Origin of the sequence: Sphingobium sp. C100 (genome assembly GCF_000508185.1) — a bacterium.
GTDB lineage: Bacteria > Pseudomonadota > Alphaproteobacteria > Sphingomonadales > Sphingomonadaceae > Sphingobium.
The window spans coordinates 1-20,787 of record NZ_AYOY01000179.1 but is presented as its reverse complement, the minus strand read 5'-3'; the positions used below and the strand labels follow the sequence as shown (position 1 = coordinate 20,787).

Annotated in this window: 17 protein-coding genes and 1 pseudogene; 9 read left to right on the top strand and 9 right to left on the bottom strand. The window is 63.8% G+C overall.

All coding sequences use genetic code 11. From position 1 onward, the window contains the following. Positions 1–11: 11 nt before the first annotated feature. The 8 genes from C100_RS42625 to C100_RS42590 form a co-directional block, all read right to left on the bottom strand. Positions 12–1,016 (bottom strand): PhoH family protein, encoded by a 1,005-nt coding sequence (locus C100_RS42625; protein WP_024021255.1) that lies wholly within the window; start codon positions 1,014–1,016, stop codon positions 12–14. Between the two features lie 101 nt (positions 1,017–1,117). Continuing rightward, complete coding sequence (gene miaB, locus C100_RS42620) at positions 1,118–2,467, bottom strand: tRNA (N6-isopentenyl adenosine(37)-C2)-methylthiotransferase MiaB (protein ID WP_024021254.1); 1,350 nt, start codon at positions 2,465–2,467, stop codon at positions 1,118–1,120. Between the two features lie 9 nt (positions 2,468–2,476). Beyond that, positions 2,477–3,235, bottom strand: coding sequence for a lysophospholipid acyltransferase family protein (locus tag C100_RS42615; RefSeq protein ID WP_031310057.1), 759 nt, complete (start codon positions 3,233–3,235; stop codon positions 2,477–2,479). Between the two features lie 4 nt (positions 3,236–3,239). Then, on the bottom strand, positions 3,240–3,662 hold the full coding sequence (locus tag C100_RS42610) for a Fur family transcriptional regulator (protein ID WP_024021252.1): 423 nt from the start codon (positions 3,660–3,662) through the stop codon (positions 3,240–3,242). Between the two features lie 124 nt (positions 3,663–3,786). After that, positions 3,787–4,209, bottom strand: a complete 423-nt coding sequence (locus C100_RS42605) for a MucR family transcriptional regulator (RefSeq protein ID WP_024021251.1) — start codon at positions 4,207–4,209, stop codon at positions 3,787–3,789. Between the two features lie 113 nt (positions 4,210–4,322). Beyond that, positions 4,323–4,802: a GNAT family N-acetyltransferase gene (locus C100_RS42600; RefSeq protein ID WP_024021250.1), complete on the bottom strand. Its 480-nt coding sequence runs from the start codon at positions 4,800–4,802 to the stop codon at positions 4,323–4,325. Then, a complete protein-coding gene (gene tsaB, locus C100_RS42595) occupies positions 4,799–5,425 on the bottom strand; it encodes a tRNA (adenosine(37)-N6)-threonylcarbamoyltransferase complex dimerization subunit type 1 TsaB (protein ID WP_024021249.1) in 627 nt (208 codons plus the stop codon). Before tsaB ends, C100_RS42600 begins: the two co-directional genes overlap by 4 nt. Positions 5,426–5,511: 86 nt before the next feature. Beyond that, positions 5,512–6,087 (bottom strand): NifU family protein, encoded by a 576-nt coding sequence (locus tag C100_RS42590; protein ID WP_031310056.1) that lies wholly within the window; start codon positions 6,085–6,087, stop codon positions 5,512–5,514. 125 nt (positions 6,088–6,212) lie between these two features. Here C100_RS42590 and C100_RS42585 point away from each other — a divergent pair, with 125 nt between their 5' ends. The 4 genes from C100_RS42585 (at position 6,213) to C100_RS42570 (ending at position 12,646) form a co-directional block, all read left to right on the top strand. Continuing rightward, positions 6,213–6,683: a pyridoxamine 5'-phosphate oxidase family protein gene (locus C100_RS42585; RefSeq protein WP_031310055.1), complete on the top strand. Its 471-nt coding sequence runs from the start codon at positions 6,213–6,215 to the stop codon at positions 6,681–6,683. Positions 6,684–6,963: 280 nt separating this feature from the next. Beyond that, a complete protein-coding gene (locus C100_RS42580; RefSeq protein WP_024021246.1) occupies positions 6,964–8,352 on the top strand; it encodes a DEAD/DEAH box helicase in 1,389 nt (462 codons plus the stop codon). 175 nt (positions 8,353–8,527) lie between these two features. Further along, positions 8,528–11,419: a M16 family metallopeptidase gene (locus C100_RS42575; protein ID WP_024021245.1), complete on the top strand. Its 2,892-nt coding sequence runs from the start codon at positions 8,528–8,530 to the stop codon at positions 11,417–11,419. Between the two features lie 102 nt (positions 11,420–11,521). Further along, positions 11,522–12,646: a glycosyltransferase family 4 protein gene (locus C100_RS42570; protein ID WP_024021244.1), complete on the top strand. Its 1,125-nt coding sequence runs from the start codon at positions 11,522–11,524 to the stop codon at positions 12,644–12,646. A gap of 7 nt (positions 12,647–12,653) precedes the next feature. Here C100_RS42570 and C100_RS42565 read toward each other — a convergent pair whose 3' ends face one another. After that, positions 12,654–13,241 (bottom strand): TetR/AcrR family transcriptional regulator, encoded by a 588-nt coding sequence (locus tag C100_RS42565; RefSeq protein WP_024021243.1) that lies wholly within the window; start codon positions 13,239–13,241, stop codon positions 12,654–12,656. A gap of 119 nt (positions 13,242–13,360) precedes the next feature. Between C100_RS42565 and C100_RS42560 the strand changes: the two genes are divergently transcribed. The 5 genes and pseudogenes from C100_RS42560 to C100_RS42540 form a co-directional block, all read left to right on the top strand. After that, positions 13,361–14,545, top strand: coding sequence for an efflux RND transporter periplasmic adaptor subunit (locus tag C100_RS42560; protein ID WP_024021242.1), 1,185 nt, complete (start codon positions 13,361–13,363; stop codon positions 14,543–14,545). A 3-nt stretch (positions 14,546–14,548) separates the two neighbouring features. Next, positions 14,549–17,725 (top strand): efflux RND transporter permease subunit, encoded by a 3,177-nt coding sequence (locus C100_RS42555; protein ID WP_024021241.1) that lies wholly within the window; start codon positions 14,549–14,551, stop codon positions 17,723–17,725. Positions 17,726–17,729: 4 nt separating this feature from the next. Then, positions 17,730–19,209, top strand: a pseudogene (locus C100_RS42550) (efflux transporter outer membrane subunit). An 81-nt stretch (positions 19,210–19,290) separates the two neighbouring features. Beyond that, on the top strand, positions 19,291–19,782 hold the full coding sequence (locus C100_RS42545) for a methylated-DNA--[protein]-cysteine S-methyltransferase (protein ID WP_031310052.1): 492 nt from the start codon (positions 19,291–19,293) through the stop codon (positions 19,780–19,782). Between the two features lie 76 nt (positions 19,783–19,858). Next, positions 19,859–20,787 (top strand): glutaminase (locus tag C100_RS42540; protein ID WP_024021238.1); only part of this gene is annotated, 929 nt, incomplete at its 3' end.

Below are 20,787 nucleotides of genomic sequence, written 5' to 3'. Positions count from 1 at the left end.
TTCCCCGAAATTCAGGCGTCCGGCCCTTCATAGGCCTGGACGATGCGGCCCACGACCGGATGGCGAACGACGTCGCCAATGCCGAAGGGCACCATCGCGATGCCGTCCACACCGTCGAGCCGCGCGACCGCATCGGCGAGTCCTGAAATGCCCGGTTGCGGCAGGTCGACCTGCTTGGGATCGCCGCAAACGACCATGCGGCTGCCTTCGCCAAAGCGGGTGAGGAACATCTTCATCTGTGCGATGGTGGTGTTCTGCGCTTCGTCCAGCACGATGAAGGCGTTGGCCAGGGTCCGGCCACGCATGAAGGCGAGTGGCGCGATCTCGATCTCGCCCGACGCGATCCGCCGTTCGACCTGCTCGGCCGGCAGCGTGTCGTGCAGCGCATCGTAGATCGGACGGAGATAGGGATCGACCTTCTCCTTCATGTCGCCGGGCAGGAAGCCCAGCTTTTCCCCCGCTTCCACCGCCGGGCGCGACAATATCAGCCGATCGACGCTGCCGGTGATGAGCTGGCTGACCGCTTGCGCCACCGCCAGATAGGTCTTGCCCGTGCCTGCCGGGCCGAGCGCGAAGATGATGTCGTTGCGGTTCAGCGCCTCAATATAGGTGACCTGCGTGGCCGAGCGCGGCACGATGGTCTTCTTGCGCGTGCGGATCATCACCTTGGGCGGTTCGGCGACGTCATGGCGAATGATGCCGTCGAGCGTGGGTTCGGACGACATGGCGATCACCGCCTCGACCGCGCCGGAGTCGATTTCCTGCCCCGCCACGATGCGGTTGTAGAGGCCGGTCATCACGTCGCGGGCGCGGGCGGCGGCTTCGGCCTCGCCCTCGATCTGGAGCTTGTTGCCGCGCGCGGCGATATAGACGCCGAGGCGGTTTTCGATCGCGACCAGATTCTGGTCATATTGGCCGAACAAGGCGCCTAGCAGATGCGGCCGGTCGAAAGTGACTTCGAGCCGGGCGCGCTCGGTGGCTTCGGCGCGGCTATTGTGGTTGGGTTTCTTCGACATTCAGCAGCCTCCCTCGTCTGTCATCCACTTCAATCGGCCATCGGGCGGCCCGTTGTCGGGGAGATGCGTTCCCACATAGGCGGGACTGACGAGGCTTTGGTTCAAGCGGCCTTCCTCCTGCTGAGTTCGCCGGCCAGGCTGTTCGGGCCGGCGCTGATGATGTCGACGTCGATCATGTCGCCAATGGACAGGTCCGGCGCGGTCACGACGACCGACTGGAGCCAGGGCGATTTGCCGATGAGCTGGCCGGGATGACGGCCCTTGCGCTCCAGCAAAATGTCGGTGGTGCGGCCCACGGTCGCGGTGTTGAAATCCGCCTGCTGCCGGTTGAGCAGCGCCTGGAGGCGGGCCAGCCGTTCATCCATGACCGTGAGCGGAATCTGCCCGTCCATCTCGGCGGCGGGAGTACCGGGGCGCGGGCTATATTTGAAGGAATAGCATTGCGCATAACGCACTTGCTCGACGATCTTCAAAGTGTCCTCGAACTCCGCATCGGTTTCGCCGGGGAAGCCGACGATGAAGTCGCCCGACACTGCGATGTCGGGTCGCGCCATGCGGACCCTGTCGATGATGCGCAGATAGGATTCTGCGTCATGGCTGCGGTTCATCGCCTTGAGGATACGGTTGTTGCCCGATTGCACCGGCAGGTGCAGGAAGGGCATCAGCTTGTCGACCTCACCATGGGTGGCGATCAGGCCGTCGCTCATGTCATTGGGATGGCTGGTGGTGTAGCGAAGGCGCTTGAGGTCTGGTATTTTCGCCAGCTCGCGGACCAGTCCGTCCATGCCCTGCGCGCGGCCCTTGTCGTCCTCACCGGTCCAGGCGTTGACATTCTGGCCCAGCAGCGTGATCTCACGCGCGCCGCCATCGACCAGCGCCTTCGCCTCGTCAATGATCGCGTTCCACGAGCGGCTGATTTCCGCGCCGCGCGTATAGGGCACCACGCAATAGGTGCAAAATTTGTCGCAGCCTTCCATGATGGTCAGGAAAGCGGTGGGCCGCGCCTGTTTCGTGCGCGCGGGCAGGGCGGCAAACTTCGACGCCAGCGGCATGTCGGTGTCGACCGCCTCTTCGCCCCGCCCGGCCCGGTCGATCAGGTCGGGCAGGCGATGATAGGCCTGCGGGCCGACGACAATATCGACATTGCGGGCGCGGCGCTGGATTTCGCTGCCTTCCGCCTGAGCGACGCAGCCGGCCACGGCGATCATCGGGCGGCTGCCATCCTCGCGGGTCAGACGGCCGATGTCGGAATAAACCTTGTCCACCGCCTTTTCGCGGATGTGGCAGGTGTTGAGGATGACGAGGTCGGCCGCGGCGCCATCCGTCGCGGCGGTCATGCCGCGCGTGCCCAACATCTCGGCCATGCGTTCGCCATCATAGACGTTCATCTGGCAGCCGAAGGATTTGACTTGGAAGGTCGCTGGAGTCTTTTGGGCGTCGTTACGATTCATGCGATCCAGCTATACAGGCGGCAATGGAAGAGCGGAAGAGCGCTGATGGGTGGCGATGCTCATGGCTATCCTGTCGCGCGCCAAGGCGGCGATGGCCTTGCGATCCGCACAGACCGCGGGGTCGAACGGTTCGAGGAAGTGCAGCGTAATCGATAGCGTGCCCCGGCGCCCCAGTACGCGCATGGCGTTGGCGCCCGCCGGTTCCTCGCCCAGCCAGGCAATGTCATCGGCCGCGGGGCCATAATCGATGTGGATCGGCTGGATCATCATTGCGCGCGGCGGCGGCAGCAGGACGGAGAGCAAGGATGGCTTGAACGGCAGCAGCGTGCGCCCGTCGCCCGTCGTGCCTTCGGGGAAAAGCGCGACGGGTTGATGCCCTGACAGGGCAGTTCGCAGCGTCTCGATCTGGATCGCCAGCGCGCCGCGTTTCTCCCGCGAGACAAAGAGGGTATTATTTTGCGCCGCCAGCCAGCCGATGACGGGCCAGCGCGCCACCCCATCATGCGACACGAACGCCGCGCCGGTGGCGCCGCCCAGCGCAAGAATGTCGATCCAACTCACATGATTTGCCAGCAGGAATATGTCGCCATCAGCGGGACGACCCGCTATCCGCACGCGCGCGCCGACCGACCGGGCCGCCAGCGCGAGGAAGCGGGGCGGCCAGGGCGACCGTCTGCCGGTCAGCCGATAGACCAGATGCGGCGCAAGGCAGGCAAGCAAGCTGCCGGCCAGCGCGGCAATCCGCGCCGTCCGTCGCAGCGGCGCCAGCGCGTCAGTTTTTGCGATCGAGCGCGACGCCGTAAAGCTCCATGCGATGATCGACCAGGCGGAAGCCCAGCTTTTCAGCGATCTGCTTCTGCAACTGTTCCAGTTCGGGATCGACGAATTCGATGACGTTGCCGGTTTCCACATCGATCAGGTGATCGTGATGGGATTCGGGCGCGGCTTCGTAGCGCGCGCGACCATCGCCGAAATCATGGCGTTCCAAGATGCCCGCTTCCTCGAATAATCGCACGGTGCGATAGACTGTGGCGATCGAGATGCCGGGATCGATGGCGGCGGACCGCTTGTGCAACTCTTCCACGTCGGGATGGTCTGTCGCTTCGCTCAGCACCTGGGCGATCACACGGCGCTGCTCGGTGATGCGCAGCCCTTTTTCATGGCAAAGGGCTTCGACGTCTATTTTGCGGTTCATGCGGGCTCGCTTATTGGCTTCATGCGAAAAGTCGGACAAAGCCTAGCGGCTTTTCCCGCAACAGGAAAGGGGCGCGCCAGCGACGCGCCCCTTTGCATGTAGGACCTATAATCAGCCCGGCCGCTTATTTGCTGCGGGTGCGGCGACGCTTGGTGCCAAGGCCGATCTTCTTGGCCAGGGTGCGACGCTGTTCGGCATAATTGGGCGCCACCATCGGATAATCGGCGGGCAGGCCCCATTTGGCGCGATAATCTTCCGGCGTCATTTGATAATGGGTCATCAGGTGACGCTTGAGCATCTTCAGCTTCTTGCCGTCTTCCAGGCAGACGATGTAGTCGGGCTTGATCGATGCGCGGACCGACACAGCCGGTTCCGGCTTTACTTCCGGCGCGGCAGCGGGCTGGTTCAGCGTCGCCAGGGCGGCATGAACATTGTGGATCAGCGACGATACGTCCGAAACAGCGACGCTGTTGTTGGAGACATGCGCGGCGACGATATCAGACGTCAACGTGATGAGCAGCTCGCTCTGGGCCGATTCGGTTTCCATTTTCCTGTTTCCTACGAAGGCTATATTGTTGTGCGACCCGCCCTAGGAAATGTTTTCAGGAGCGGTACTGCTTCGCTAGACCTGTCAGGTGCTTTTCGCAATAGCTGATTTGGTTATATACGCATGTCTATGCGAAAACTAAGTGCATCATATAATTGACCGTCATTACCGCGATAGTAACCGGGGCGGCGATGCACGAATTCAAATTTCGCTTTCTCATACAGACGAATGGCGTTGTTACTGGCGCGCACTTCAAGATTCATGGATGTGATGCCTTTGCGGCGCGCTGTCCTGAGGCTGTCGTGCAGCAACGTCTCGCCAACGCCGCGACCGCGCCAGAGCGGGGCGACCGCCAGCAGCAGCAGCTCGCATTCGTCCAGCACCGACCGCACCAGTGCGAAGCCGAGCGGGGTGGCGTCGATCCGCGCGATGGTCAGCCATGTTCCGGGCATCGTCATGACGCCCGCGAGTTGCGGCAGGGTCCAGGCTTCACCATAAGCGGGATCGAACGCCGCGACCATGACATCCATGGCATCGGCCATGGCGTCGCGATCGACGGCCTCGTACAGATCGAGGGAGAGGTTGTGCATCATGACAGGCCCCGTTCCGCCATGGTTTTCGCGTCGGCGCCCCGTCCGTAGATGGGCGTGGGCGGCAGGCCGGGCAGATCGTCTATCAGGGGATAGTCTCCGGCATCGGGATAGAGGTTGATCGCGGTGCCGCGCCCGCGCGCCGCCACCAGCGCCTCAGCGCCGGTCCCATAGATGGTCGGGGCGTCGATCTGCCCGGCGAGCTGCGCGATCGGGGTGGAGGCGATGGGGCTGGTCGGGGCGCGGCCGTCCGGCGTGAAGCTTTGCCAGAACAGTTCGCCATGGCCGCCGGTGATGGTAACGATCAATGGGCCGCCATCATGTTCGCGCGCCGCGCGGGCGGCGATGATGGACAGCGCGTCATAACCCCGCAGCGGTAGGTTCCATGCCAGCGCCAGTGCGCGGGCGGCAGCGATGCCGATGCGGACGCCCGTAAAGCTGCCGGGGCCGACATCCACGGCGATCGCGTCGGCGCGCCCGCCGTCGGGCAGGGCGGCGATGGCGGGCAGCAACGCTTCGGCATGGCCGCGGCCGACAATGTCATGATGCCTGCCAATCGGCACGCCATCATCCAGCAACGCCACCGACAGGGCCTGTGTCGCAGTGTCGATCACCAGCAGGCGCAAAAAGGACTCCCGTATAGCGGCCGCAGGATGCGGATTCGCCTAGCGGTTAGTCGATCCGGCGCGATTTGCCAAATGGCCAGGCCGCGTCAGACCGCGCGCACTTCGGTGACTTCGGGAACATAATGTTTGAGCAGTTGCTCGATGCCGTTCTTGAGCGTCGCGGTCGAGGAGGGACAGCCCGAGCAGGCGCCCTGCATCTTGAGATAGACCGTCCCTTTGTCGAAGCCGCGATAGACGATGTCGCCGCCGTCATTGGCGACGGCCGGGCGCACGCGCGTATCGATGAGGTCGCGGATCTGTTCGATGATCTCGGCGTCTTCGGGCGCGTCGGCAAAGCTTTCCTCGTCAGCGGACACATGGATGTCGCCGGCGGAGCCGGGGGCGAAGAGGGGCATATCCGCCGAAAAATGATCGAGCAAAGTCGCCAGCACATCGGGCTTCACGTCGCGCCAGTCCGATCCGGCCCCGATGGTCACCGAAATGAAGTCGCCGCCGAAAAAGACGCCGGTGACGTCACCCAGGCCAAACAGGGCGTTGGCCAGCGGCGATGCTTCGGCCTCCTCCGGGCTGGCGAAGTCGCGCGTTCCGGCGACCATGACGGCGCGGCCGGGCAGGAATTTGACGGTCGCCGGGTTCGGCGTCGGTTCGGTCTCGATCAGCATGATGCGCATGTGGCGATTTGCCGATGCAAGATCAACCCGCCCGACGCTTTGGGCGGAACTTCTGGCCGGGCGGAACTTCGGGCGCGACCGATAATTGACAGGGGCAAAGCCAAGGAGATGTGATGATGAGTACGCAAGCCGATATCCGCGAACGTTTCTGGGCGGACCTGGGCTCCAGCCCTTTCGTCATGGTCGGCCTGCAAGGGGTGCAGGACCATAGTCTGCCGATGACGGCGCAGCTCGACCCGGCGGCCAATCATTGTTTCTGGTTCTATACCGCCAAAGATAACCGCCTTGCGCCCGGTGGTGCGGCCATGGCGCAGTTCGTCGCGAAGGACCATGCTCTCTTCGCCTGCATAGACGGGGTGCTGACGCCGGAAACCGACCCTGCCGTCATCGACCGCTATTGGTCGAAGGAGGTTGAGGCCTGGTATCCGGGCGGGCGCAATGATCCCAATCTGCTGATGTTGCGATTCGACCTGGGCACGGCGGAAATCTGGCGCGCCGATCTTTCGATCAAGGGTATGTTCAAGATGATGTTCGGCGGCGATGTGCGAAGCGAAATGAAGGGCAAGCACACCGAAATAGCGCTTTGAATCCATGTTGGACGAGCAAGCGGTCGCCCCCTGTGTGCGGCCGCTTGCTTTTCAATTGGTTTCAGGCCATATGCGCTGCGGCGCAGCAACCGGCCTTCAGGGGCCATAGCGATTGGCAGCGTGATCGTCCCGAACCCTTGAAGAGGGTGGGGGACCGGCCAATGACAAGTCTGCGCTGAGCTTTGAGGCTTCCCTTTTCACGCGGGTCGTTTCGTAACCCGCCTCGCGCCCTTTCTGTGCTTTACAGACGGTCGGCGCCCGGCCGACTTGTGAGTAATTCATGGAATTCACTGATCTTGGCTTGTCAGAGCCGATCCTGAAGGCGCTTGCCGCCAAAAAATACGCCAACCCGACGCCGATCCAGCAAAAGGCCATTCCCGTGCTGCTGGAAGGGCGCGACCTGTGCGGCATTGCCCAGACCGGAACCGGCAAGACGGCGGCCTTCGCGCTGCCCAGCCTGGACTATTTTGCCCGCAATCCCAAAGTCACGCCCATGCGCGGCTGCCGGATGCTGGTGCTGTCCCCGACGCGCGAACTGGCGGCGCAGATCGCGCAGAGCTTTCGCGATTATGGCCGCTTCCTCAAGCTGAGCGTCGAAACCGTTTTCGGCGGCGTGCCGATCAACCGTCAGATCAAGGCGCTGTCGAACGGCGTCGATATTGTCGTCGCCACGCCCGGTCGCCTGCTCGACCTGATCGATCAGCGCTGCTTCACCATCAAGGATACGGAAATCTTCGTCCTCGACGAAGCCGACCAGATGATGGACATGGGCTTCATCCATCCGCTCAAGCGGATTGCAAAGCTGCTCCCCGCAGACCGGCAGAATCTCTTCTTCTCGGCCACCATGCCCAAGGAGATCGAGTCGCTGGCGGGCCAGTTCCTGAAAGACCCGGTAAAGGTCAGCGTTGCGCCGCAGTCAACCACCGCCGAGCGGGTGCGCCAGCAGGCGACCTTCGTCAACCAGGCGGAAAAGCAGGCGCTGCTTCATATCACGTTGGAACAGGAAGAGATTGATCGCGCGTTGATCTTCACCCGGACCAAGCATGGCGCCGACCGCGTCGTGCGCTTTCTGGAGGGCGCGGGCATCCAGGCCTTCGCCATCCATGGCAACAAGAGCCAGGGCCAGCGCACCACCGCGCTCCAGGCCTTTCGCCAGGGCAAGGTCAAGCTGCTGGTGGCGACCGACATCGCCGCGCGCGGCATCGACGTGTCGGGCGTCAGCCATGTCATCAATTTCGAGATTCCCAACGTGCCGGAACAATATGTCCATCGCATCGGCCGCACCGCGCGCGCCGGGGCGGAAGGGGTGGCGATCAGCTTCGTAGCGGACGACGAGCGGCCTTATCTCAAGGCCATCGAGCGGGCGACGCGCGTGAAGCTGGACATGGTGGCGCTGCCGGAGAATTTCCTGGAGGCCGTGCGCAGCCTGCCCAAGCCGGCCGCGCCGAGCAAGGGGCCACGGCAGACGCCGGCTCAGCAGACCAAGCGCGCCGATGGACAGCGCCGGTATCAGGACCAGCAAAGGGCGCAGCGCGGCTCGCCCGACAAGGCGCACCGCGCGGACGGCGAAGGGGGCGACAACAAGCCGTTCCGCCGTCGGCGTCGCGGCGGCGGCGGGGCCGTGGGAACGCACAAGGGTGCGGTGCAGCGCACCGGCGCGCCGCGCTAAGCCTCGCGCCGCCATTGGTTTTGAGCGGGCCGGACTGCGGGTAGCGTGCTACTCCCGGTTCGCCCCCGTTCGAAACCGACGGGTCGCGAGCGCGTCGCCGCCCGAATAATCTTCTCTCCGCGCCGCCATCATTGTCAGTGGCCATTCAGGAAAGTGCGGTTAGGCTCGTCTGTCTATGCGCTTTTCCTCCCGCCGTCCGGCCGCTTCGCTCCTTATCGTCGCCCTCCTGCTGTCTGGGTCTCCGCTGCCGCTGGCGGCCAGGACCATGGCGGCCGCCACGCCCGCGGAGCAGGGGACGACCCAGGCCCAGGTCCGGCCCTGGCTTTATGAAAATAGCGATGTGCCGATCGATACCGCCTGGCGGTTCGGCACCCTGCCCAACGGGCTGCGCTACGCGGTGCGCCGCAACGGCGTGCCGCCGGGGCAGGTGTCCGTCCGGTTGCGGATCGACGCCGGATCGCTGATGGAGCGCGAGGACGAGCAGGGCTATGCCCATTATATGGAGCATCTCTCCATGCGTGGCTCGCGCCATGTGCCGGATGGCGAATCCAAGCGCATCTGGCAGCGGCTGGGCGTGACCTTCGGCAGCGACAGCAATGCGCAGACGACGCCGACCGGCACCACCTACGCGCTGGACCTGCCTCAGGCGACGCAGGCGACGCTGGGCGAAAGCATGAAGATTCTCGCCGGGATGATGGCCGATCCCAATATCGTCGATAATGCGGTCAATGCCGAACGCGCCGTCGTGCTGGCGGAGAAGCGGGAGAGTGACGGACCGCAGACCCGTATTTCCGACGCCAGCCGCGAACATTTCTTTGCCGGCCAGCCTTTGGCGGAACATGCCCCGATCGGCACGGTGGCGACGTTGAACGCCGCCACGGCGGCGAAGCTGGAAGCGTTCCACCAGCGCTGGTATCGGCCGGAAAATACGGTTATCTCCATTGCCGGCGACATCGACCCGGCACTCGCCGAGCAGCTTATCAAGGATAATTTCGCGAACTGGAACGTGCCGGGCAAGGGCGCGGCCATTCCCGATTTCGGCGCGCCCGACGCCAAATTGCCGGCGACGCGCGTCTTTGTGGAGCCGGGCGTGCCGGTCGGACTGACGATGGCATGGCTTCGGCCCTGGAAGCCGCACGCCGATACCATCGTCTATAATCAGGACAAGTTGACCGACATGCTGGCGCTTCAGATCGTCAGCCGGCGGCTGGAGCAGGCGGCGCGGGGCGGCGGCAGCTTCCTGCAGGCGAGCGTAGAGCAGCAGGATGTCAGCCGCTCGGCCGATGGCACATTCCTGTCCATCATTCCCAGCGGCGACAATTGGCAGAAGGCGCTTGCCGATGTGCGCGCGATTGTCGAGGACGCCAAGGCCGCGCCGCCCAGTCAGGCCGAAATCGATCGCGAATATACGCAGATGGATACAGCGCTCGCCATCCAGGTCGAAAATGCGCCGACTGAGGCGGGAGCCAAGCAGGCGAGCGACCTGGTAAGCGCGGTCGATATCCGCGAGACCACGGTGAGCCCGGAAGCGGCCGTTGAGATTTTCCGGTCGGGCAAGCCGGCGATGACGCCGCAGAAGATTTTGGAGTCGACGAAACGACTCTTTTCCGCCGGAGTGTTCCGCGCGATGCTGGTGACGGGCAAGGTGGAAGCCGGGACCGACGCCAAGCTGGCGGCGGCCTTGGCGGCGCCGGTCAAGGCGGCGACCAACGCGCGCCTTTCCGACAAGCCGGTGACGATGGACGACCTGCCCAAGCTGGGTGCGCCCGGCACGGTGACCGCGCGTACGCCGATCGGGCTGCCCGGAATGGAGAGCATCAGTTTTTCCAACGGCGTGAAGCTGACGCTCTTCGCCAATGACGCCGAGCCTGAGAAGGTGCAGATCAATGTGCGCTTCGGCCATGGCCAGCAGGCCTTCTCGCCAGTCAAGCCGGTGCCGAGCTGGGCGGGCGGCTATGCGTTGGTGGCGAGCGGTATCGGCAAGCTGAACCAGCGGGAACTGGATGAACTGACCATCGGGCGGCGCATGGGAATGGATTTTTCCATTGATGACGATGCGTTCGAACTACAGGCGGTGACGCGCCCGGCGGACTACAAGGATCAGCTGCGGCTGTTCGCGACCAAGCTTGCTGCGCCCGGTTGGGATCCCGCGCCGATCTCCCGGGTGAAGACGGGTGCGATCGTCGCCTATGACGCCATGTCGCGCGCGCCCGACGCGGTGCTGGGCCGCGACCTCAACTGGTTGCTGCACGACAAGGATGTGCGGTTCCGCACGCCCTCGCGCGGCGAGATCGAAGCGCTCACGCCGCAGGCTTTCCGCGCGACATGGGAGCCGGTGCTGGCGTCCGGGCCGATTGAAATCCAGATTTTCGGCCATGTGCAGCCCGATGACGCCATCCAGGCGGTCGCCGCGACGTTTGGCGCGCTGCCCGCGCGTCCCGACGTCCCCGTGCCCGCCGCGAACAAGGCGATGCGCTTTCCCGCGCATGTCGAAGCGCCGGTCGTGCTGCGGCACAAGGGGGACAAGGACCAGGCCGCGGCCGTGATGGCGTGGCCCACGTCCGGCGGCTTCGCGTTGCAGAAGGAAGCCCGGCAACTGGAGATATTGACGCAGATCTTCAACGACCGGCTGTTCGACAAGCTGCGTTCGACCGAAGGCGCCGCCTATTCGCCAAGCGTGCAGAATAATTGGCCTTTTTCCTATGAAAGTGGCGGCTACATCCTGGTCACCAGCCAGGTCCGGCCTGATCGGGTGGCCTATTTCTACGATGTCGTGAAGGAAACGGCCGCCGACCTGGCGAAAAATCCCGTGAGCGCCGACGAACTGAAACGCGCCGTCGCTCCGATGCAGCAATTATTGATGCGCGCCGGCACGGGCAACGCCTTCTGGATGAACCAGATGGAAGGCGCGACCCAGGATCCGCGCTACGTTCAGGCGATGCAGAATATGCCAAAGGACATGCTGAGCATCACACCCGAAGAATTGCAGGCGCTCGCCGCCAAATATCTGGTGCCTGGCAAAAGCTGGTCGGCGGTCGTTTTGCCTGAAGGAGTCGCTGCCCACTAGGACAGGTGTAACGCGCGTTTTTCGCTTGCTCGCGTAGGCGGCGGAAGGCTAGGCGCCGGTGCGTACGGGGCGGAGACATGCGCATATGACGGACGGGGGGCGGTGAGCCTGCGGGTCATCCTTTCGGTCGAGGCGCTTGAGCCTCGGCTATCAGGCATCGGCCGCTATAGCTGGGAATTGGCGCAGCGCGTGCCGTTGATCGATGGTGTGGACAATGTCCGCTATTATCGCAACGGTCAGTGGATCGCCGAACCGTCCCTGCTGCTGACCGAGGGCCAGCACCCCCTATGGGGCAACAAGCCGCTCCGATGGCTGCGCAAACGCAACAAATGGGCGGTTAATCTGCGTCAGTCCTTCGTCATGCGCAGCCACCTGTTTCACGGTCCCAATTATTTCCTGCCACCGGCGGGCGCGGGCGGTGTGATTACCGTGCATGACCTATCGGTCTTTCGCTATCCCGAGACTCACCCGGCCGAACGTCTGGCGCAGTTTGAGCGCCATTTCCGCCTCTCGATCAAGCGGGCGGGCCATATCATTACCGATAGTGAGACGACCCGGATCGAATTGGCCGAATTTCTGGGCTTCGACTTGAAGCGGATCACGGCCGTTCCGCTCGCGGCAAGCCCGATTTTTCGGCCGCGCCCGGCCGAAGCTGTCGCGCCGGCGCTGGCGCGCTACGATCTGACGCCGCAAGGCTATGCGCTGTGCGTTTCGACGGTCGAACCGCGCAAGCGCATCACCGAATTGCTTCACGCCTGGGAAAAATTGCCGCCTGTCGTGCGCAAGCGCTGGCCGCTTATGGTGACAGGCGGGACCGGGTGGCTGAGCGATGCCGTCCGCGATCTGATGGACAAGGGCGCGCGCCAGGGTTGGGTCCGTTATCTCGGCTTCGTCCCGGAGGAGGATTTGCCGCTGCTCTATGCCGGGGCGGCGCTGTTCGTCTATCCTTCGATCTATGAAGGATTTGGCCTTCCCCCGGTTGAAGCGATGGCCAGCGGCGTGCCGGTCGTTGTCTCCGATGCGTCCTGCCTACCAGAGGTCACGGGAGGCGCGGCCATGCTGGTGCAGCCAGAGGATGTCGATGGATTTTCCGAACGGTTGGAGCAGGCGCTGCTCGACGAGCACTGGCGCCGCGACGCCGTGGCGAAGGGACTGGCGGTCGCCGGCGGCTATAGCTGGGATCGTTGCGCGCATGAAACGGTGAATGTCTATCGGCAGTTGGACTGAACCGTCATCAGCGGACGGCCTTCAATCCTGCGACGATCATCTGGGCGGCGCGCTCGGCCGCGCATTCGGCACTGAGTTTCGGCCGCGACAGGCTGCGATGGCCCAGTCCGAACATGCACGCGAGGAGCAGTTCCTCCGCAGCGTCGAGTGCTTCGCCTGAGAGGTCGGGGTTGGCGACGCAGGCGAAATCGCGCAGAAATGTGCGAAACCCGGCACAGAGTTCGCCGATGGTCCGCCCCACCGCCTCGTTGCGGAACGCTTCCGCCATGATGTCGAAGGACAGCGCTTCGTCCTTCTCGTTGGCGGTGTGCAGCAGCATTTGTGCGAACGTCTGTTCGATTGAAAGTTCGCCGGCATCCAGTCTGGTCCGCAAGGCGATCATCTCGGTGGTCCAGGCATTGGAATCGGCCTGAACCAGCGCCTCGATAATATCTTCCTTGCCCTTGAACAGGCGATAAATCTGGCCGACGGAGACCTGGGCCGCGCTGGCCAGTTGCGCCATGGAGGTCTGGTGAAATCCGTTCGTGGCGAATAATATGCGCGCAGTGCTCAATATGCGGGTGCGTCCGTCCCTTTCCTGTTGCACTGCAACCATATTTTACCCCAGTCCATTTTTTGACCCTTGAAGTTTCTGTGGCATGATCCTACCTGCCCGGCAAGCGGAATGAACGTTCATTCCAATCCAACGATCCAAAGCGAAACGGAATTCAGGCTATGCAAAAGGGGATTTTCACCGGCTTGCTGGCGTGCGCGTCAGCCTTGGCGCTGAGCGCTTGTGGCGAAACCCAGCCACCCGCACCGCCGCCGCCGGCAGTTGGCGTCGTGACTTTGAAGACCGAGTCGGCTCCGCTGGTGAATGAGTTGCCTGGCCGTGTAGCTGCACTGGAAACCGCAGAGGTTCGCCCGCAAATCAGCGGCGTCATCCGCCGCAGCCTGTTCACCCAGGGCGGTTTCGTCCGGGCCGGACAGGTGCTGTTCGAAATTGACGATGCACCCTATCGCGCGGCCCTGGCCCAGGCGCAAGGCGCGCTTGCACGGGCGCAGGCGGCCATCACCTCCACCAACCTTCAGGCCCAGCGCTACAAGGAGTTGGTGGGGATAAACGCGGTCAGCAAGCAGGAATATGACAATGCCGTGGCCACGGCTCAACAGGCGCGCGCTGATGTTGCGGCGCAGCGTGGCGCGGTCCAGGCGGCGCAGGTGAACCAGAATTTCACCCGTATCCGCGCGCCCATTTCCGGGCGGATCGGCCGGTCGCTATTCACCCCTGGCGCCCTTGTTCAGGCCGGGCAGGCGGACCCGCTGGCGACGATCCAGCGCACCGATACCGTCTATGTCGACGTAACCCAGTCGGCGGCGCAGATTATCGACCTCAAGCAGGCGATGAAAAACGGCGGGGTCAGCGAGACCGATGGCGCCCGCATTCAGTTGCTCCTGCCCAATGGCAGCGTCTATCCCATCGAAGGCCGCCTGCAATTTTCCGAGGTTACGGTCGATCCGGCCTCTGGCGCTGTAACCTTGCGCGCGACCTTCCCCAATCCCGACGGGCTGTTGTTGCCGGGCATGTATGTGCGCGCGAAGCTGGTCGAGGGGCAGCGGAACGAGGCCATTCTGGCCCCGCAGCAGGGCATCAGCCGCGATGCGCGCGGACGCGCAACGGCCATGGTCGTTGGCAAGGAGAACAAGGTCGAGGTGCGCCAGGTCGAAGTGGACCGCGCGGTCGGTGACAAGTGGATCGTTACCAGTGGCCTGAAGCCCGGCGACAAGTTGATCGTGGAAGGGCTGGTCAACCTGCGCCCCGGTACAGTGGTGAAGCCGGGCGCGCCCCAGCAGGTCACGGCCCAGGCCAATGGCGCGCAAGCGGGCGCACAGGCCGGTACTCAGGCCGAGGCTAAGTAAGCCATGGCCCGCTATTTCATCGACCGACCCATCTTCGCATGGGTCATCGCCGTCGTCATCATGCTTGCGGGCCTGCTGGCCCTGCGATCGCTTCCAGTGGCGCAATTTCCCGAGATCGCACCGCCTGCGGTGACGATCCAGACCACCTATCCCGGCGCGAACGCCCAGACGCTGGAAAGCACGACGACGCAGATCATCGAACAACAGCTCAAGGGCATCGATAATCTGCGTTATTTCTCGTCGACCAGCGACGGGTCGGGCAATCTCAATATCACCCTGACTTTCGAACAGGGAACTGATCCCGACATTGCTCAGGTGCAGGTGCAGAACAAGCTGGCGCAGGCGACGCCGCTGTTGCCCCAGGAAGTGCAGCAGCAAGGGCTTCGCGTCAGCAAGTCGACGTCCAGTTTCCTGCTGATCATGGCCGTCTATACCGATGACGGCATCCACGATCAGGAAGACGCCGCCGACTTCATCGCGTCGAGCTTGCAGGATCCGATAAGCCGCGTGACAGGCGTTGGCGATACGCAGCTATTTGGTTCGCAATATGCGATGCGGGTCTGGCTGGACCCCTATAAGATGGCCAATCTGAAGGTCACCACTGGCGATGTGAAATCCGCGATCCAGGCGCAGAATGCCCAGGTTTCGGCTGGTCAGATCGGTGGGGCGCCTTCGCCCGAGGGCCAGGCGCTCAATGCTACGGTAACGGCCCAATCGCGCCTGCGCACGCCTGAGGAGTTCCGCAATATTCGCCTGCGCAGCAACAGTGACGGTTCGGTCGTGCTGCTGTCGGACGTGGCGCGCGTGGAGTTGGGCGCGGAAAATTATGGCTTCGGCGTCAAGTTCAACGGCGCGCCCGCATCGGGTTTCGGCGTCAAGCTGGCCCCCGGCGCCAACGCGCTCGACACGGTGCAGGCGGTCAAGGATCGCGTCGATGACCTGTCGAAGAATTTTCCGAGCTGGGTCAAATATGATTTCCCGGTCGACAATTCCACCTTCGTGAAGCTGTCGGTCGAACAGGTGATCCATACCCTGTTCGAAGCTATCCTGCTCGTCTTTGTCGTGATGTTCATTTTCCTCCAGAACTGGCGGGCGACGCTCATCCCGACCATCGCCGTGCCGGTGGTGTTGCTGGGTGCGCTGGCGATTCTCTACGCCGCTGGCTTCACCATCAACACGCTGACATTGTTCGGCATGGTGCTGGCGATCGGCCTGCTGGTCGACGACGCGATCGTTGTCGTCGAAAATGTGGAGCGCCTGATCCAGGATGAAGGGCTAAGCCCCAAGGAGGCGGCGAAAAAGTCGATGGACGAGATCAGCGGCGCGCTGATCGGCATTGGCCTTGTGCTGTCGGCGGTGTTCCTGCCCATGGCCTTTTTCGGTGGCTCCACCGGCGTCATTTTCCGGCAATTCTCGATCACCATCGTTTCCTCGATGATCCTGTCGGTGCTGGTGGCGCTCATTCTGACTCCGGCCTTGTGCGCTACCATTCTCAAGCCGGCTTCGCATGGCCACGATCAATGGACGGGGCGGTTCGGGTCGATTTTCGGCCGGTTCTTCGGCTGGTTCAACCGCACCTTCGACAAGGGCGTCACTCGCTATGGCGAGGGGGTGGAGAAGGTGGAGCGCCGCTGGGTGCGGACCATGATCCTCTATCTGCTGATTGTCGTCGGCATGGCGTTCATTTTCCTGCGCCTGCCGAGCGGCTTTTTGCCGGCCGAGGACCAGGGCATCATCATCAACCAGGTGTCGCTGCCGGCGGGAACCACGCTGGAGGAAACCGAGCGCACCTTGACCAAGATGCGCAATCATTATCTGGTCGATGAAAAGAAGAATGTATCCGCTGTCTTCACCATCGCCGGTTTCGGTTTCGTGGGGCAGGGCCAGAATGTCGGTATCGTCTTCGCCCGGATGAAGGACTGGAAGGACCGCAAGGGCAGCGATAATGGCGTTCCCGCCATCGCGCAGCGCGCCAACATGGCGTTCCAGAAGCTCTCTGCGGGCATGGCCTTCGCCTTCGTGCCTCCGGCGGTGCAGGAATTGGGCAATGCGTCCGGCTTCGACTTCCAATTGCTCGATCAGGGCAATCTGGGGCATGAAAAGCTGCTCGCCGCGCGCAACCAGTTGCTCGGTATGGCGATGGGCGACAAGCGGTTGGCGCAGGTGCGTCCGAACGGACTGGAAGACACGCCTCAGCTCAAGCTGAATGTCGATCAGGCGGCGGCAGGCGCATTGGGCATCGCCCAGTCCGACGTCAATGACACGATCAGCACCAATCTGGGCGGCTCCTATGTCAACGACTTTATCGACCGCGATCGTGTGAAGCGCGTCTATGTCCAGGCCGACGCGCCGTTCCGCACCTCGCCCGAGGCGATCGGCGCCTATCATGTGCGGAGCAGCGGCGGCACGATGGCGCCATTGTCCGCCTTTGCCACCACCGAATGGGTGCAGGGGCCTGCTCGCCTCGAGCGCTTTAACGGCGTTCCGTCGATGAATATCCAGGGTTCACCTGCGCCGGGCGTGTCGAGCGGCACGGCCATGGAGGCTATGGAGGAGTTTGCCGCAAAGCTGCCCGCGGGCATCGGCTTCAGCTGGAACGGCATCTCCTATGAGGAGCAGACGTCCGGTGGACAGGCGCCTTATGTCTATGCGCTGTCGATGTTGATCGTGTTCCTGTGCCTTGCGGCGCTGTATGAAAGCTGGTCGGTGCCGATCGCGGTGATGTTGGTGGTGCCGCTGGGCGTGCTGGGCGCGGTGATCGCCGCCACCCTGGCCGGGCTGGACAATGACATCTATCTCCAGGTCGGCCTCATCACGACCATCGGTGTGTCGGCAAAGAACGCGATCCTGATCGTCGAATTCGCCGAGGAGAAGATGCGCGAAGGGCTGCCACCGGCGCGGGCCGCGCTGGAAGCGGGCAAGTTGCGGCTGCGACCGATCCTGATGACCAGCTTCGCCTTCATCTTCGGCGTGTTGCCGCTGGCAATGTCGACCGGTGCGGGCGCGGGCGGTCAGAATGCGATCGGCTGGGCCGTGGTCGGCGGCATGTTGTCGGCCACCGTGCTGGCGGTCTTCTTCGTCCCGGTCTTCTTCACGGTCGTGAAGCGCCTGTTCCGCGAACATAAGAATCACGAAGCGGCGGACGATGCGGCCACGCCCGGTTCCCCGCAGGAGGCATAAGATAATGCGCAACATCAAGGCGCTGGGCGCCGTCACTCTCTCGCTGGCGCTGGCCGCCTGCGACATGGCGCCGAAATATGTCAGACCCGACCTGCCGGTGCCGGCGGCCACGCCCAACGGCCCGGCCTATGGCGGCGAAACGGGGGCCGAAATATGTCAGCCCCGCCCTGCCGGTGCCGGCGGCCACGCCCAACGGCCCGGCCTATGGCGGCGAAACGGGGACGCCGGCCATCGTCCCGGCCGATACGGCCTGGCGCGATTTCTTCACCGATGCGCGTCTGGCGCGCGTGATCGAAACCGCGCTCGCCAATAACCGGGATCTGCGCGTGGCGGTCGCCAATGTGGAGCAGGCGCGCGCGCAATATAAGGTTCAGCGCGCTGACCTGCTGCCGACCGTGGCGGCGGGCGGAACCGCCACCTATCAGGACCAGCCCTTTTCGCAGGCCGGATCGGGCCGGACGGACATCTATCAGGCGCAGGTCGGCATTTCGGCGTGGGAAATCGACCTGTTCGGGCGGGTGCGGAACCTCAGCAAGGCGGCACAGGAGCAATATTTCGCCAGCGTCGAGACGCGCAACGCGGCCCAGACCAGCCTGATCGCCGAAACCGCCAATGCCTGGCTGGTCATGGCGGCGGATCAGGAAAGACTGCGTATCGCCCGTGACCTGGAAAGCGCCTTTGGCAAGACGCTGGCGCTGACGCGGGCGCGCTTCGACAAGGGGGTCGCATCGGAACTGGAGGTGCGCCAGGCGCAGACCAGTTACGATCAGGCGCGATCCGACATTGCCGAGGCGACGACGTTGGTGGCGCAGGACCAGAATGCGCTCAATCTGCTCGCCGGAACCACGGTGCCGGCGGCGGATCTGCCCGAAGCCTTGCCGGAGGCGGGCGCGACGATCGACAATCTGCCCGCCAACATCGCGTCGGACGTGCTGCTGCGGCGGCCCGACATTGCATCGGCCGAACATCAATTACGCTCGGCCAACGCCAATATCGGGGCGGCGCGCGCGGCATTTTTTCCGAATATCTCGCTTACGGCGGCTTTCGGATCGCTCAGCCTCGGCCTTTCCAACCTTTTCGGATCGGGCACGGATTTCTGGTCGGTCGCGCCGTCCGCCAGCGTGCCCATTTTCGACTTTGGTCGCAATCAGGGTAATCTTCGCTATGCGAAGGCGACCTATGACGCGATGCTGGCGACCTACGAAAAGAGCGTCCAGACGGGCTTTCGCGAAGTCGCCGACGCGCTCGCCCGGCGCGGCACGATGACGCAGCAGATGGAAGCGCAGACGTCGCTGCGCGATTCCGCGCGCGTGGCCTATACGCTGTCCGATGCCCGCTTCCGGTCCGGGATCGACAGCTTCCTGACCAGCCTCGATTCGCAGCGCTCGCTCTACAGCGCCGAACAGACGCTGCTGGCGACGCGTCTGACCCGCGCCACCAACATGGTCGAACTCTATCGGGCGATGGGCGGCGGCCTCAAATAAGCGGCCGAGTTTGAACGCAAGCGGCGGGGAGATCGCGCCATTCTGCCGCGCTAAAAGGGCGCGGTCAGGATGGAGATGAGGATGACCCTTTACCAAGCAAACTTGCCCTCGCCGGTAGGGTGCCTGTCCCTGGTCGCCAGCGACCGTGGATTGGTTGCGGTGCTGTGGCCCGATGATCGTCCGGCGCGCGTCCCGCTCGACCCGGCGGAGGAACGCCCGGATCATCCGTTGCTGGCCGCGGCGGTTAAGCAACTCGACGCCTATTTCGCCGGATCGCTGCATCGCTTCGATTTGCCGCTCGATCCGCGCGGCACGGCGTTCCAGCGCAGCGTCTGGTCGGCATTGCTTGAAATTCCCTTTGGCGAAACGCGCAGCTATGCCGACGTGGCGCGCGCCATCGGTCGGCCGAGCGCGGTTCGCGCGGTGGGCGCCGCCAACGGGCGTAACCCCTTGTCGATCGTGGCGCCATGCCACCGCGTCGTCGGCAGCAACGGCGCGCTGACGGGTTTTGCCGGTGGGCTGGAGGTCAAGCATTGGCTGCTCGCGCATGAGAAAGTCGGCGCAACGCGCTGAATTTTCCGCTGGGCTGCCGTCCTCAGTCGCTTATGCTGTCCGATCAGTTGCGATCGGCAAAGGGGCATGAGCGGCGATGACGGCGGATTTGGAAGCGATCGTGACCGATGTCGCCGCGATGATGCGCGGCGCGCAGGAACGGGGAAGCGTTGCCAGCTACATTCCCGAACTGGCGAAGGTGGACGCCAGCCAGTTCGGCCTTGCGGTGGCGACGGCCGACGGGCGGGTGGTGACTGGCGGCGACGCGGATACCGGCTTTTCGATCCAGTCCATTTCGAAGGTTTTCGCGCTGACCCTGGCGCTGGGCAAGGTCGGCGACCAGCTCTGGGATCGGGTAGGGCGGGAACCGTCGGGAACCGCCTTCAACTCCATCGTCCAGCTCGAACATGAACATGGCATCCCCCGAAATCCGTTCATCAACGCGGGCGCGATCGTCGTCACCGACATTAATCTGGGCGGGCACCAGCCCCGCGTCGCCATCGGCGAGATACTGCGCTTTTTACACTATCTTGCCGGGGACGACGACATTGCGATCAACGAGGCGGTGGCCGCGTCCGAGACCGCGTCGGGATTTCGCAACATGGCGCTCGCCAACTATATGCGGGCCTTCGATAATGTCCGCCATGACGTCGATCTGGTGCTGGGCGCCTATTTCCACCAATGCGCGATCGAAATGAGCTGTCGGCAACTGGCGCTGGCCGGTCGCTATCTGATGCTGGATGGCCGGCATCCCGGTGGGGGCAGGGTGGTGTCGCCCCGGCGCGCGCGCCGCATCAACGCGCTGATGCTGACATGCGGCCACTATGACGCCTCGGGCGATTTCGCCTTTCGCGTCGGCATACCGGGCAAATCGGGCGTGGGCGGGGGCATAATGGCGGTGGTTCCCGGACGCGCCTCCATCGCGGTATGGTCGCCGGGGCTGAATGCGAGCGGCAATAGTCATCTGGGGACGCTGGCGCTGGAGGAACTGGCCCGCCGCACCGGCTGGGCGGGGTTCAGCCCGCC